General features: G+C 62.0%; 14 protein-coding genes. 6 read left to right on the plus strand and 8 right to left on the minus strand.

Annotated elements, in window-relative coordinates; all coding sequences use genetic code 11:
* Position 1: 1 nt before the first annotated feature.
* Positions 2–910: a LysR family transcriptional regulator gene (locus tag ASE80_RS01885; RefSeq protein WP_442962893.1), complete on the minus strand. Its 909-nt coding sequence runs from the start codon at positions 908–910 to the stop codon at positions 2–4.
* Between the two features lie 77 nt (positions 911–987).
* Here ASE80_RS01885 and ASE80_RS01890 point away from each other — a divergent pair, with 77 nt between their 5' ends.
* On the plus strand, positions 988–1,476 hold the full coding sequence (locus ASE80_RS01890) for a DMT family transporter (protein ID WP_056857412.1): 489 nt from the start codon (positions 988–990) through the stop codon (positions 1,474–1,476).
* Here ASE80_RS01890 and ASE80_RS01895 read toward each other — a convergent pair whose 3' ends face one another.
* The 6 genes from ASE80_RS01895 to yiaY all read right to left on the minus strand — a co-directional run bounded on the left by ASE80_RS01895 (position 1,477) and on the right by yiaY (position 8,044).
* On the minus strand, positions 1,477–2,808 hold the full coding sequence (locus ASE80_RS01895) for an MFS transporter (protein WP_056857413.1): 1,332 nt from the start codon (positions 2,806–2,808) through the stop codon (positions 1,477–1,479).
* 59 nt (positions 2,809–2,867) lie between these two features.
* Positions 2,868–3,809: a hydroxymethylglutaryl-CoA lyase gene (locus tag ASE80_RS01900; RefSeq protein ID WP_056857414.1), complete on the minus strand. Its 942-nt coding sequence runs from the start codon at positions 3,807–3,809 to the stop codon at positions 2,868–2,870.
* Positions 3,806–4,999 carry a CaiB/BaiF CoA transferase family protein gene (locus ASE80_RS01905; protein ID WP_056857415.1) on the minus strand — a complete coding sequence of 398 codons (1,194 nt, stop codon included), beginning with the start codon at positions 4,997–4,999 and terminating at the stop codon, positions 3,806–3,808. The genes ASE80_RS01900 and ASE80_RS01905 overlap by 4 nt, the downstream gene beginning before the upstream one ends.
* A 218-nt stretch (positions 5,000–5,217) precedes the next feature.
* Complete coding sequence (locus ASE80_RS01910; RefSeq protein WP_056857416.1) at positions 5,218–6,129, minus strand: LysR substrate-binding domain-containing protein; 912 nt, start codon at positions 6,127–6,129, stop codon at positions 5,218–5,220.
* Positions 6,129–6,803: an NAD(P)H-binding protein gene (locus ASE80_RS01915; RefSeq protein WP_056857417.1), complete on the minus strand. Its 675-nt coding sequence runs from the start codon at positions 6,801–6,803 to the stop codon at positions 6,129–6,131. The genes ASE80_RS01910 and ASE80_RS01915 overlap by 1 nt, the downstream gene beginning before the upstream one ends.
* Positions 6,804–6,895: 92 nt before the next feature.
* Positions 6,896–8,044 carry an L-threonine dehydrogenase gene (gene yiaY, locus ASE80_RS01920; protein WP_056857418.1) on the minus strand — a complete coding sequence of 383 codons (1,149 nt, stop codon included), beginning with the start codon at positions 8,042–8,044 and terminating at the stop codon, positions 6,896–6,898.
* A gap of 123 nt (positions 8,045–8,167) precedes the next feature.
* Here yiaY and ASE80_RS01925 point away from each other — a divergent pair, with 123 nt between their 5' ends.
* Entirely contained in the window at positions 8,168–9,184 is a 1,017-nt protein-coding gene (locus ASE80_RS01925; protein ID WP_056857419.1) for a DUF4917 family protein, read from the plus strand.
* Between the two features lie 140 nt (positions 9,185–9,324).
* Here the strand turns inward: ASE80_RS01925 and ASE80_RS01930 are convergent, their stop codons facing one another.
* Positions 9,325–9,852 carry a helix-turn-helix domain-containing protein gene (locus ASE80_RS01930; RefSeq protein ID WP_056857420.1) on the minus strand — a complete coding sequence of 176 codons (528 nt, stop codon included), beginning with the start codon at positions 9,850–9,852 and terminating at the stop codon, positions 9,325–9,327.
* 106 nt (positions 9,853–9,958) lie between these two features.
* Here ASE80_RS01930 and ASE80_RS01935 point away from each other — a divergent pair, with 106 nt between their 5' ends.
* The 4 genes from ASE80_RS01935 (at position 9,959) to ASE80_RS01950 (ending at position 13,311) form a co-directional block, all read left to right on the plus strand.
* The gene (locus ASE80_RS01935; RefSeq protein WP_056857421.1) at positions 9,959–10,741 is read left to right on the plus strand and encodes an aldolase; all 783 of its coding nucleotides are present in this window, start codon (positions 9,959–9,961) and stop codon (positions 10,739–10,741) included.
* A 27-nt stretch (positions 10,742–10,768) separates the two neighbouring features.
* Positions 10,769–11,641: a dihydrodipicolinate synthase family protein gene (locus ASE80_RS01940; protein ID WP_056857422.1), complete on the plus strand. Its 873-nt coding sequence runs from the start codon at positions 10,769–10,771 to the stop codon at positions 11,639–11,641.
* A 165-nt stretch (positions 11,642–11,806) separates the two neighbouring features.
* Positions 11,807–12,346, plus strand: a complete 540-nt coding sequence (locus ASE80_RS01945) for an RNA polymerase sigma factor (RefSeq protein WP_056857423.1) — start codon at positions 11,807–11,809, stop codon at positions 12,344–12,346.
* Complete coding sequence (locus tag ASE80_RS01950; RefSeq protein WP_056857424.1) at positions 12,343–13,311, plus strand: FecR family protein; 969 nt, start codon at positions 12,343–12,345, stop codon at positions 13,309–13,311. Before ASE80_RS01945 ends, ASE80_RS01950 begins: the two co-directional genes overlap by 4 nt.
* Positions 13,312–13,356: the final 45 nt, after the last annotated feature.

A 13,356-nucleotide genomic window follows, 5' to 3' on the forward strand; every position in this document is an offset into this window, starting at 1 on the left:
TTCAGACGGACAACACACCCTGCACCTGCCCAATCAACCACTGCAACCCCGAATCCCCGCACCTCCGCGCATGCCACGACAGCTCAAACGCAAACGAAGGAATATGAAACGGCGGCGGCACAGCCAGCAGGTGCTGCTGATCGATGTTGAGCAAGCCTCTGGATGACACCGTCAAAATCAGGTCTGTGCCCTGGATCAACTGCGGCGCCACGCCCCAGTGCGGCAGGCTGATCGCCACATGCCGGCGCTCACGAATCGCCGTCAACGCCCGTTCGATCTCCGGGGTGCCGCTGCCGCGCATTTCCAGCAACACATGCGGACGCGACAGGTAAGTGGGCAGGTCGAGCACACCGTTTGGCGGCAGGCTGTCACGGTCAATCAGGCAGGTGTAATGCTCCTCGAATAACGGCGTAGTGCGCAGTTCGGCGGGCATGTCGGGGAACACCCCGGCGGCCAGGTCGAGGTCGCCATTGAGCACGCCGTCGACCATGCCTTCGCGGCTGGCCTGGACGATTTGCAGGTCGATGCCAGGCGCTTCACGGCGCAGCGTGCAAACCAGATCCGGCAGAAAAATCGCCGCGCTGTAGTCCGACATTGCCACGCGAAACCTGCGCTTGGCCGACGCCGGTTCAAACCGGTTGGGCGCCAGCAGCGCCTGCACCTGGGCCAGGGCTTCGGCCAGTGGCGCAGCCAATTCCAGCGCGCGGGCGGTCGGCACCAAAGCGCCGCCCTGGCGCACCAGCAACGGGTCACCGAGCAGATCACGCAAACGCGCCAGCGCATGGCTGACCGCCGGCTGGCTCAGGTGCAAACGCTCGGCGGCGCGGGTGACGTGTTGCTCGCTGAGCAAGGCGTCGAGGATCACCAACAGGTTGAGGTCGATGCGGCGCAGATCATTCATCAGCTGCATGCTCGGCATAAGAACTTGGAATTTAAATTTGCGCGACGAATAGCCTAGAGTCCAGCAAAACCTCTGGGAGAACTGAGATGACGACGTTGCATTGGGTAGGTCTGTTGGCACTGGCGGTGTTCGCTGGCGCGGTGGTGCCGTTTCAGAGTGCGATCAACGCCAGCCTCGGGCGCGGGCTGGGGCACCCGTTGTGGGCCACGCTGGCGTCACTGCTGGTGAGCATCATCGTGCTGCTGCCAGTGATTGTGGCGCTGCGTTTACCGCTGCCGAGCCTGGCGTTTATCACCAAGGCGCCGCTGTGGATGTGGGCCGGTGGCGCGTTTGGGGTGTGCTTCATTTCGCTGGCGTTGATGTTGCTGCCCAAGCTCGGCGCGTCGGGGTTTATTGCGCTGGCCATGGCCGGGCAGATTCTCGCTTCGCTGTTGCTCGATCACTTTGGCTTGTTTGGCCTGGTGGAGCGCCAACTGACAACGCCCCGCGTGTTGGGGGCGTTGTTGTTGATTGGCGGGGTGGTGTTGATTCAGTTCAGCGCCACCCCGGCGCGCGCCCTGGCGACGGCAGGCTGATCAGCCCTTGTCGAGCGTGCGCAGTTTTTGTGGCAAGCCCCACAGCAGCAGCGCCGCCGCCAACAGCGCACACACGCCGATCACATACAGCGCCGGCGTGGTGCTGCCGGTAAGGTCCTTGATGCGCCCCACCATCACCGGGCTGACGATACCGCCGAACTGCCCGAGGGTGTTGATCACCGCAATGCCACCGGCCGCCCCCGCACCGGCGCCGGCCAGCAACTTGGGCGGCAGCGTCCAGAAGGTCGGGATCGAGGCAATAATGCCCGCGCCCAGCAGGCCCAGGGCGATGATCAGGAAGGTGGTGTGGTCGGCAAAGATCCCGGCACAGAAGAAACCGATGGCGCCCAGCACCACCAAGCCGCAGACAAACTTGCGGCGCTCGCCGGTGGCGTCCGACAGTCGCCCGATCACCACCATGCTGATCGCCCCGCACACATAGGGAATGGCGGTGAGCAGGCCGATCATCACCGGGCTCTGGGTGCCGGCACTGCGGATCAACTGTGGCGCCCAGAAGTTGAGGCCGTAAGACGCCACCTGGATCAGAAAGTAGATAAACCCAAGCATCAAAAACCCTGGAATGCGGATCGCCGAGAGCAACGAGCCACCGTGCGCGTTCGGCTCATGCCTGGCGATGCGGCTCGACAGCAGGGTTTTCTCGGCAGGCGTCAGCCAATGCGCGTCTTCAATGCGGTCCTTGAGCAAGGTCAGCACCAGAAAACCCAGGCCGATGCAGGGCAAGCCGCCGAGCAGGAACAGCCAGTGCCAGCCGCGCATTTGCAGTACGCCGTCGAGGTGCTCCAGCACCAGGCCGGAAAATGGCGCGCCGACCAAACCGGCGAATGCCGAGGCCAGGAACAGCATCGAGGTGATGCGCCCACGAAAGTGCTGCGGGAACCACAGCGTCAGGTAATACAGCACGCCAGGCGCAAACCCCGCCTCCATGGCGCCGATGATGAAGCGCAGGCCATAGAACTGCCATTCAGCGGTGACAAACACCATGGCCGCCGTGGCCAGGCCCCACGACATCATGATGCGCGCGATCCAGCGGCGGGCACCGACCTTGTAGAGCATCATGTTGCTCGGCACTTCGAACAGCACATAACCCACCACAAACAACCCGGCGCCCAGGCCATAGGCGGTGTCGCTCAGGCTCAGGTCGGTTTGCAGCTGGAACTTGGCGAAGCTGATGTTGATACGGTCAAAAAACGCGAACAGGTAGCACACCATGATCAGCGGCATCAGGCGCCAGGCGACCTTGCTGACCAGGGCTTTTTCGGCATCGATTTCAGCGGCCGGGCGCACGCCGGCCTCTAACGTATTAGTGCTCATGGTTTCTCTCCAGCGGGCTGCTCACAGGCGCCCGATTGTTTTTGTTGTCTGGTCGCGCGTTACAGCGTGGCGATGTAAGCCGGTGGCGGGTGCAGGTCGCCATTGCGCCCGGCCTTGGCTACTTGGCCGGGCAGTTCATGCCCAAGCAAGGCCGGCAGGCGGCGGGACATTTGCAACAGGTGCGGCAGGTCGATGCCGGTGTGAATGCCGACCTCCTCGCACAGGTTGACCAAATCTTCGGTGCAGATATTGCCTGACGCGCCCGGCGCAAACGGGCAACCGCCGAGGCCACCCAAGGCCGCGTCAAACCGCCGGGCTCCGGCCTCGTAAGCGGCCAGCACATTGCACAAACCCAGGCCACGCGTGTTGTGAAAATGCAGGGTCAAATCGCTGGCCGGCACCTGTTGCAGCACGCGCTTGACCAAACGTTCGACCTGACGTGGATTGGCCATGCCGGTGGTGTCGGCCAGCGTGATGCCCGCAATGCCCAGCTCGCGATAGGCCTCGACCATTTGCAGCACGCGGTCTTCATCGATCTTGCCTTCGAACGGGCAGCCGAAAGTAGTGGCGATGCTGCCGTTAAGGCGCACCGGGTGGTCGGCGGCAAAGCTGACGATATCGCCAAAGGCTGCCAACGAAGCCTCACAGCGCATGCGCATGTTCGCCAGGTTGTGGGTCTGGCTGGCCGACATCACCAGGTTCAGCTCATCGGCGCGCGACTCGATGGCGCGCTGGGCGCCCTTGAGGTTGGGGATCAGCGCGACATAAATCACACCGGCCCGGCGCTCAATCCCCTGGAACACCTGCTCGCCATCACGCAACGCGGGAATGGCCTTGGGCGACACGAACGAGCCCGCCTCGATTCGCGAAAAACCGGCATGCGCCAACTCGTTGATCAGCCTGATCTTGTCGGCGGTTTCAACCCACGTCGGTTCGATCTGCAAGCCATCGCGCGGCGACACTTCCTGCACGATCAGCGCGTCGGAATAATCAGTAATCATTGCACCACTCCCGCGGTTTTCAGGCGTTGGATATCGGCGCCGGTGAGGCCCAGGCTGCCAAGGATGTCATCGGTATGCTGGCCCAGGGTCGGGCCCTGCCAGTTCACACCACCGGGGGTTTCAGAGAGTTTGGGCACAATACCGGGCATCTTCACCGACACGCCGCCGGGCAACTGGGCATTGAGCAGCATGTCACGGGCCTGGTAGTGCGGGTCGCTGACGATATCGGCCACCGAGTAAATGCGCCCGGCCGGTACTTCAGCGGCTTCGAGCGCGCTGAGCACCTGGTCGATAGGCAGGCTGCTGGTCCAGTGGGTGATGGCCGCGTCGAGCAGGCCACTTTTGGCGGCGCGGCCGTCGTTGTGAGCGTACTCCGGCGCTTCGGCCAGGTCGGCACGGCCGATGGTGTGCATCAGGCGCTTGTAGATCGGGTCACTGTTGCCGGCGATCACTACGTAGGCGCCATCGGCGGTCAGGTAGGTGTTGGACGGCGCGATACCCGGCAAGGCGCCGCCACTGCGCTCACGCACATGGCCGAGCATGTCGTATTCGGGCACCAGGCTTTCCATCAGGTTGAACACACTTTCGGCCAGTGACACATCGACCACTTGCCCCACGCCCTGCCCGGTCTTGACCCGCAACAACGACATCAGCGCGCCGATCACCGCGTGCAGCGAGGCGAGCGAGTCACCCAGGCTGACACCGACCCGCGCCGGCGGCGAGTCGGGGTTGCCGGTGGTGTAGCGAATACCGCCCATGGCCTCACCGATGGCACCAAACCCTGGGCGATCGCGGTAAGGCCCGGTCTGGCCGTAGCCGGAGATGCGCACCATGGTCAGCTTGGGGTTCAGCGCATGCAACACGTCCCAACCCAGGCCGAGTTTCTCCAGGCCGCCGGGGCGCAGGTTTTCGATCAGCACGTCGGCGTCGCCGAGCAATTGCTTGATCAGCCCCAGGCCCTCCGGGGACTTGAGGTCCAGCGCGAGCGACTTTTTGTTACGTGATTGCAAGTACCACCACAGCGACGTGCCTTCGTGCAGCTTTCGCCATTTGCGAAGCGGGTCGCCCTGACCCATGGCTTCGATCTTGATCACCTCGGCGCCAAACTCGGCCAGCATCCGCGCGGCGAACGGCGCGGCTATCAACGTGCCGATTTCAATCACCTTGATACCGCTCAACGGCGCTGTCATGGGGTGGTCCTCTTATTCTTGGAATGTGCAGCCAAGGCTAGAGGACAGGCGGGCGATAAATCCAACCGTCAGTTGGCAAGGAGCGTTCGCGAAATGCGAACGGCTATCAGGTGTTGATGTCAGTCAGATCGCTATCGCGGGCAAGCCCGGCTCCCACAAGGGACCGCATTCCTACTGTGGGAGCCGGGCTTGCCCGCGATGAGGCCCACAGGGTTTGCTTACTTCAGTGGCGTGCGCAGGTAGTCAAACAACAACCGGCTCACCGGCGACAACTGCGCTTCATCACGCACCACCACAATCAAGCTGCGATCCGACCACGTGTCGGTCAGCGGCACCGCATGCAACCCCAGCGCGCGACCAAACAGTTCATAAGCCTTTTGCGGCAGGATGCCGATGCCCATATTGGCCTGGACCATCCGGCACATCGCATCAAACCCCGGCACATGGATACGCAGGCGCAGCATCTTGCCGGCCTCGCGCGCTGCGGCATGGGTGCGCATATTGATTGAGCTGGCGGCGTGCAGGCCCACGTAATCGCTGCTCAGGGTTTCCTCGAACGCCAGGGTGTGGCGGGTGGCCAAGGGATGCTCCGCCGGCATCAGCACCACCAGCTTGTCGTGGCGATACAGCACGCTGGGCAAGCCTTTGGTGTCGGTATCGCTGGAGCAGATGCCCAGGTCCGCCACCCCGTCCAGCACGCCCTGGACCACGCCGTTGCTGGGGCGCTCTTCCAGATCCGTCTTGACCTCGGGGTGCCGCTGGGAAAAGTCGCGCAGGTCTTCCGGAAGGAACTGAATAATCGCCGACAGATTCGCCAACATGCGCACATAACCACGCACACCGTGGCTGTGCTCGCCCAGTTCAAGGCCCATTTTCTCGACGTTGAACAGCATCTGCCGCGCATGGTGCAGCAGGGTTTCGCCGGCGGCGGTCAAGTCCATGCCCTTGGCACGCCGCACGAACAGGCTCACGCCCAGCACCTGCTCCAGCTCCATCAGGCGCTTGCTGGCCGCCGACACGGCAATGGCCTCACGGGCCGCAGCACGGGTCAGCGTGCCTTCTTCAAACACCGCAACGAACAGTTGCAGGGTGATCAGGTCAAGGCGACGCACCAGGCTTTTGTGCAGCATCAGCGTGTCTCGCTGGCCAGGCGCTTGATCTCGGCCTGCTCCACCACGGCCTGCGGCGCGCCATGACGCGCCGCCGTCAACATCGCCTGGCCAACGGTCTCGGTGCTCACCACCCAGCTCGGCTTGACCCGGCGAAAAAACGACAGCAGCGGCCCGAGCACGGTATAGAAGGATTGATACAGCGGCGTCTTTGAACGCACGCCATGCAATGGCTGAATCACCCCAGGCCGAAACAGGTACACCGCTTTGAACGGCAGGCGCAGCAAGGCGTTTTCGGTCTTGCCCTTGACCCGCGCCCACATCGACTTGCCCGCCTCGGAGCTGTCGGTGCCGGCGCCGGACACATAGATAAAGGTCATCTGCGGATTGAGCCGCGCCAAGGTGCTGGCCGCGACCAGGGTGAGGTCATAGGTGAGGTGGGTGTACTTGGCTTCATTCATGCCCGCCGACGACACGCCGAGGCAGAAGAAGCACGCATCAAAGCCTTGCAGCAGGTTTTCCAGCGGTTGGAAGTCCAGCATGTCACTGTGCAACACCTGGTGCAGCTTGCCGTGCTCCTGGGTCAGCGGCGTGCGGCCGACGGCGACCACTTCCTGCACGTCAGCGGCCAGCAGGCACTCACGCAGCACGCCTTGGCCGACCATGCCGGTGGCGCCGAATAATAGAACTCTCATCAGGGGACCTCAGCGGCAAGCCGCAAGCTTCATGCTCAAGTTAAATACCGTTCAACCTGTAGCTTAACGCTTGCGGCGTGCGGCTGCCGCCTTTAGAACGCGCTGCGAAATATCTCCTCAATTTGTCGCTGATCCGCCCGGCGGGGGTTGGTCAGACCACAGGCATCCTTCAACGCATTGGTGGCCAGCAACGGAATATCCTGCAACTTGGCGCCCAATTCGCGCAAACCGGCCGGGATCTCAACGTCATGGGCCAAGGCGCGAATAGCGACGATGGCCGCCTGGGCGCCCTCTTCCGGGGTAATGCCCTTGATATCGGCGCCCAAGGCGCGTGCCACGTCGCTCAAGCGTTTGGCGCACACGCTGGCGTTGAAGCTTTGCACATGGGGCAGCAACACCGCGTTGCACACGCCGTGGGGCAGGTCGTAGAGGCCGCCAAGCTGGTGGGCCATGGCATGCACAAACCCCAGCGAGGCATTGTTGAAGGCCATGCCGGCGAGGAACTGCGCATACGCCATGTTTTCCCGCGCGGCTTTGTCGCTGCCATCACGCACGGCCAGGCGCAGGTTGGCGCTGATCAGCTCCATGGCCTTGATCGCACAGGCATCGGTGATGGGCGTGGCGGCCGTCGACACATAGGCTTCGATCGCATGGGTCAGCGCGTCCATGCCGGTGGCCGCCGTCAGCCCCTTGGGCATGCCGACCATCAGCGTCGGGTCGTTGACCGACAGCAGCGGCGTGACATTGCGGTCGACGATGGCCATTTTCACATGGCGGGTTTCATCGGTGATGATGCAGAAACGGGTCATCTCGCTGGCCGTGCCGGCGGTAGTGTTGATCGCCACCAGCGGCAATTGCGGTTTGCTCGATTGGTCGACACCTTCGTAGTCGCCGATATGCCCGCCATTGGTGGCGCACAACGCGATGCCCTTGGCGCAGTCATGGGGCGAGCCGCCGCCCAGGGACACGACAAAATCACAGGCCGTGGCCTCCAGCATCGCCAGGCCTTTCTCAACGTTTTCCACATTGGGGTTGGGTTTGGCGCCGTCGTAGATCACCGAGTCGATGTCCTGCATCGCCAGCTTCTCGGCGATCATGCGGGCCACGCCGGCCTTGGCCAGCCCGGCGTCGGTGACGATCAGCGCCTTGCGAAAACCGTAGTTGCGGATGGCTACCATGGCTTCGTCGAGGCAGTCGGTGCCCATGATGTTGACGGCGGGAATAAAAAAGGTGCTGATCATGGTCAATCCTCGGAGGCGGTATGCCGACAGAATCAACCGATAACGCGTGGCGCATCTTGATCAGGATCAACGCACGCTCGTGATAAAGTCACCACCCAGCCGATTTCGAGTAGACCCGCCGCAATGAAGGATTTCCAGGATATTGACGCCCACCTTGAAGACTGGAGCGCCCTGCGCAGCGCCATCGACTTCAATGGGATTCTGATCGGCAATGGCGCCAGCCGCGCGATTTGGGAAGACTTTGCCTACGACTCGCTGTTCGAAAACGCCCGCACCGTCGAAGAAAAGCCCCTGAGCCCCTCCGAACTCAGCGTGTTCGATGCCCTGCAAACCCGCAGCTTCGAGCAAGCGCTGGGCGCGTTGAAGACCACCAGCCGGGTCAACAAGGCGTTGGCGGTCAGCTCGGCGGCGCCGCGCAATCGTTACTACGCGATCAAGGAAGCGCTGATCAACACCATCCACGCCGTGCACATTCCGTGGCGCCTGGTGCAGCCGTCGACCCTGGCGACCGTCAACACTGAGTTGACGCACTACGCGACGGTGTTCACCAGCAATTACGACCTGCTCAACTACTGGGCGATTTTGCACACGCCGGGCATCGATGACCTGTTCCGCAGCGCCGACGCCAGCTTCGACCTGCGCAACACCCGTACCGAGGCCACACGCATTCTCTACCTGCACGGCGGCCTGCACCTGGTGCGCAACCTCGACGGCACCGCACGCAAACTGCCGACCACCGACAGCACCTTGCTGAGCAGCTTTGCGATCAACAATACGATCAAGACGCTGGACGATGTGCCGCTGTTTGTCAGCGAAGGCAAGGTGGAGGAGAAGCTCAAGACCATTCGCAGCTCGGATTACTTGTCGTTCTGCTACGAGCAATTGCTGAGCCATGATGGCGCGCTGTGCATCTTCGGCCATGACCTGGGGTCGCAGGATCAGCACCTGGTGGATGCGCTTCGCCAGGCCAAGCTGACGACGCTGGCAATTTCGGTGTCGGGCCGCAGTGACGGGTTTATCCGCCAGCAGAAGCGCCGGTATTCGCAGTTGTTTGACGGCAGTGGTGTGGAGCTGAAGTTCTTTGCGGCGCGTACGCATCCGTTGGGTAATGCCGCACTCTCGGTGCCCGTCGAACGCTGATCCACTGAACAAAGAAGATCAACTGTGGGAGCTGGCTTGACTGCGATAGCGGTGGGCCAGCAAGCACTGCCATAACTGACACACCGCTATCGCAGGCAAGCCAGCTCCCACATTGATCGCATTTCAAATTGCGATCGCGGTCACTCGTCGCTGCTGTGCACCACCACCAGCAACTGCGCCTGCACCTGCCCCACCGAGCGAATTCGGTGAGGTTTCTGTGCATTGAAGTGCAGCGCATCGCCCCGCTCCAGAATCACCCGCTCGTTCATGAAGTCCACTTCCACCTGGCCTTCGTGCACAAACAAAAACTCCTCGCCCAAATGCTCCTTGAAGGTCTTGTCGGTAAATTCTGCCGGCGGGTAAATGATGAACGGCAGCAGGCTGCGTTCGCTGACCTGATGGGCCAGCACCGCATAACCCGGCGCGGTGTCGGGGCGTTCGTGGCTGCGCACCAGGCTGTAGCTGTCGAGGCGGACGTTGTCTTCGCTGAACAGTTCTTCGACCTTCACGTTCAACGCCTTGGCCAGTTTCAGCGCGGCGGCAATCGAAGGGGTGTTGAGCCCACGCTCGACCTTGGACAGATAACTCTTGGTCATCCCGGATTTTTCGGCCAGGGACTCCAGGGTTACGCCAAGTTTTTTTCTTAATAATTTCAAACGGATAGACATGTGCTGCGGTTAATCCCTGCAGAAAAGGCAGAATCATGCTTGCTAATGACACAAGGTGTCATATAGCATCTTTAGTGTCATTTGCTCTAACCCAAAGGACACCGATATGGCCAAGACATTAGCACTTCCCAAAGACCAACTGGTCAAGCAAGCACTGATCCAGATGCAAAACAGCCTGGCGGATAATACGTGGACCGACCGGCAAAAGCTGGCGCTCACGTGCCGTATCCTGTTCGAACACGGCCACGACTCCGGCCTGGCCGGGCAGATCACCGCACGTGGGCCCACGCCGGGCACCTATTACACTCAGCAACTGGGCCTGGGTTTCGATGAAATCACGGCCAGTAATCTGTTGCTGGTCAACGAAGACCTGGAAGTACTCGAAGGGCATGGCATCCCCAACCCGGCCAACCGTTTTCACACCTGGGTGTACCGTGGGCGGCCGGATGTGAACTGCATCATCCATACGCACCCCACGCATATTGCCGCGTTGTCGATGCTTGAAGTGCCGCTGCAGGTGTCGCATATGGACCTGTGCCCGCTGTACGAAGATTGCGCCTTCCTGGAAGCCTGGCCGGGCGTGCCGGTGGGCAATGAAGAAGGCGAAATCATCACCACGGCCCTGGGCGACAAGCGCGCAATCCTGCTCTCGCACCACGGTCAGCTGTCCACCGGCGCGAGCATCGAGGAAGCCTGCGTGATCGCGCAGTTGATCGAGCGGGCAGCCAAGTTGCAGTTGCTGGCGATGTCGGCGGGCACCATCAAGCCGATCCTGCCGGAGTTGGGTCGCGAGGCCCACGACTGGATCTCCAAGCCCAAGCGCCATGGCGCCGCGTTCAACTACTACGCCCGGCAGAACCTGCGCAAACACGCCGATTGCCTGAACTGATTGCCCTTTTTCACGCGGAGACTTCCCATGCCCAACCCCACTATTCACGGCATCATCGGCTACACCATTACCCCGTTCAGCGCCGACGGCCAGCGCATTGACCTCGACGCCCTCGGCCGCTCCATCGACCGCCTGATCGACAGCGGCGTACACGCCATCGCGCCCTTGGGCAGCACCGGCGAAGGTGCGTATTTGAGCGATGCGGAGTGGGATGAAGTCAGCGCCTACAGCCTGGCGAAAATCGCCAGGCGCGTACCCACTGTTGTCAGCGTGTCTGACTTGACCACCGCCAAGGCCGTGCGTCGCGCCCGTTATGCCGAAGCCAATGGCGCCGATGTGGTGATGGTGCTGCCGGCCTCGTACTGGAAACTCAGCGAAGCGGAAATCCTTGCCCACTACGCCGCGATTGGCGACAGCATCGGCGTGCCGATCATGCTCTACAACAACCCGGCGACCAGTGGCACGGACATGTCGGTGGACTTGATCCTGCGCATCGTCAAACAGGTGGCGAACGTGACCATGGTCAAGGAAAGCACCGGCGATATTCAACGCATGCACCAGTTGCGCCGCCACAGCGACGTGCCATTCTACAACGGCTGCAACCCACTGGCGCTGGAAGCCTTCGCCGCGGGTGCCAAGGGCTGGTGCACGGCGGCGCCGAACCTGATCCCGCAGCTGAACCTGGAGTTGTATGACGCGGTGCTGGCCAATGACCTGAATAAAGCGCGGGAGCTGTTCTATCGCCAGTTGCCGTTGCTGGAGTTCATCCTCAAGGGCGGGTTGCCGGCGACGATCAAGGCCGGGTTGCGGATGACCGGGCTGGAGGTGGGCGATCCGCGCTTGCCGGTGTTCCCGCTGGGTGAGGCAGGGATCGAACAGCTGAAAGCATTACTGCGCTAAAACCGCGGTCCTCTGTGGGAGCTGGCTTGCCTGCGATAACGATGGTGCTGCCACCACCGCTATCGCAGGCAAGCCAGCTCCCACATTTTACATAGAGACAAATGACAATATTTCTCGATATCATTCGCAACTTATCTACGTCGTGCTTCCTCAAGAAGGATATCCATGTCTCGTCCCAAGCCCGACCCGTTGTCCGCCGATGCCTTTCGCGGGTTTTATGCAGATATCCTGCATTTCCTGCGCAAACGCACGGACAACGCCAGCGACGCGGCGGACATGACCCAGGATGTCTTCACCCAATGGCTCAACTACCGCGACCGCGCCAAGGTCGAGCAGCCACGGGCGTTTCTGTTTCAGATGGCGCGCAACCTGCTGCGCGATCACTGGCGTAAGCAGAAGGTACGCCAGAGCGCCCATTCCGAGCCGGCCGAGGGTGACACGGAGCCGGTCACCAACGCGCAAAACGACCCCATGGCCGCCGCGCAGCGCCTGCAACGCCTGGAACAGTTGAAAGAAGTCCTCGCCGAACTCTCGCCCCGCAGGCGAGAAGCCCTTATGCTGCACCGCTTCGAAGGCTTGAGCCAGGCGCAGATCGCCGAGCGCATGGGTATTTCGACCAGCATGGTAGAAAAGCACATCGCTTTTGCCCTGCTGCATTGCAAGCAACGCCTTCAACCAGAACCCGGCACGGAGCAGCCAGAATGAACCGCCTGAGCGACATCGACGCCCTGGACATCGAGGCGAGCGACTCCATCGATGCCCAAGCCGCCAGCTGGTTTGCCCGCAACCGCAATGGCGCAGCACGGGCCGAGCGCAAAGCCTTTGCCGCCTGGCAGGCAACGCCCGCCCACGCCCGCGCCTATGCCGAATTCGAACAACTGTGGGACGACCTCGCCCAGTTGCAGCAACCGAACAAACCCGTACCGCTGCCCCAACGCAAACCCTCGATCGTGCGACCGGCCCTGGCCGTGGCCGCCGCGCTGGTGTGCGCCGTGCTGACGACAAATATCGGCGCGCCCCGCGAGATGTTCCACAGCCAGATTGCCGGGCACGCCAAAGGCATGCGCACCCTCACCTTGCCCGACGGCAGCACACTGTATGTGAACGCCAACACCCATCTGCGCGTGGATTTCAGCGCGTATCAACGCATCCTGCATCTGGACAAGGGCCAGGTCTTTATCGAAGTTGCCGCCGACAAAGAGCGCCCGCTCTACGTGCAAGCCGGCGAGGCGAACGTGAGGGTGGTCGGCACCGGGTTTGACGTGCGACGCAGCCAGCAACAACTGGTGGTCAGCGTCGCCCACGGCCAGGTCGCCTTCGAGCCGGACGCCAAAAGCCCGGTGGCCTTGCTCGGCGCCCAGCAGCGTGCCGCGTACAGCTACGCCAAGGGCACCGTGCAGCAGCAGACACTCACCACCGAAGAAGTCGCCGACTGGCGCAGCGGCCACCTGTCGTTTCGCAATCGAGAGTTGGCCAGCCTGATCGATGAACTGAGCCTCTACCGGCCTCAAGCGCCCTTGCAGGTGAACAAAGCCGTGGCGCAACTGAAGGTCTCGGGCAATCTGGATGTGAATGACCCGGATGCCCTGCTCAACGCCCTGCCCGCCCTGCTGCCGGTTAAAACCGTGGCCTCGGCCGATGGCATCGTCCGCATCGAACCACTCAAGTAAGGCCTGCATAAATTACACTTGAGAATATTTTGCATTCGCATGTGT

It is taken from the genome of Pseudomonas sp. Leaf15 (assembly GCF_001421425.1).
Taxonomy (GTDB): domain Bacteria; phylum Pseudomonadota; class Gammaproteobacteria; order Pseudomonadales; family Pseudomonadaceae; genus Aquipseudomonas; species Aquipseudomonas salomonii.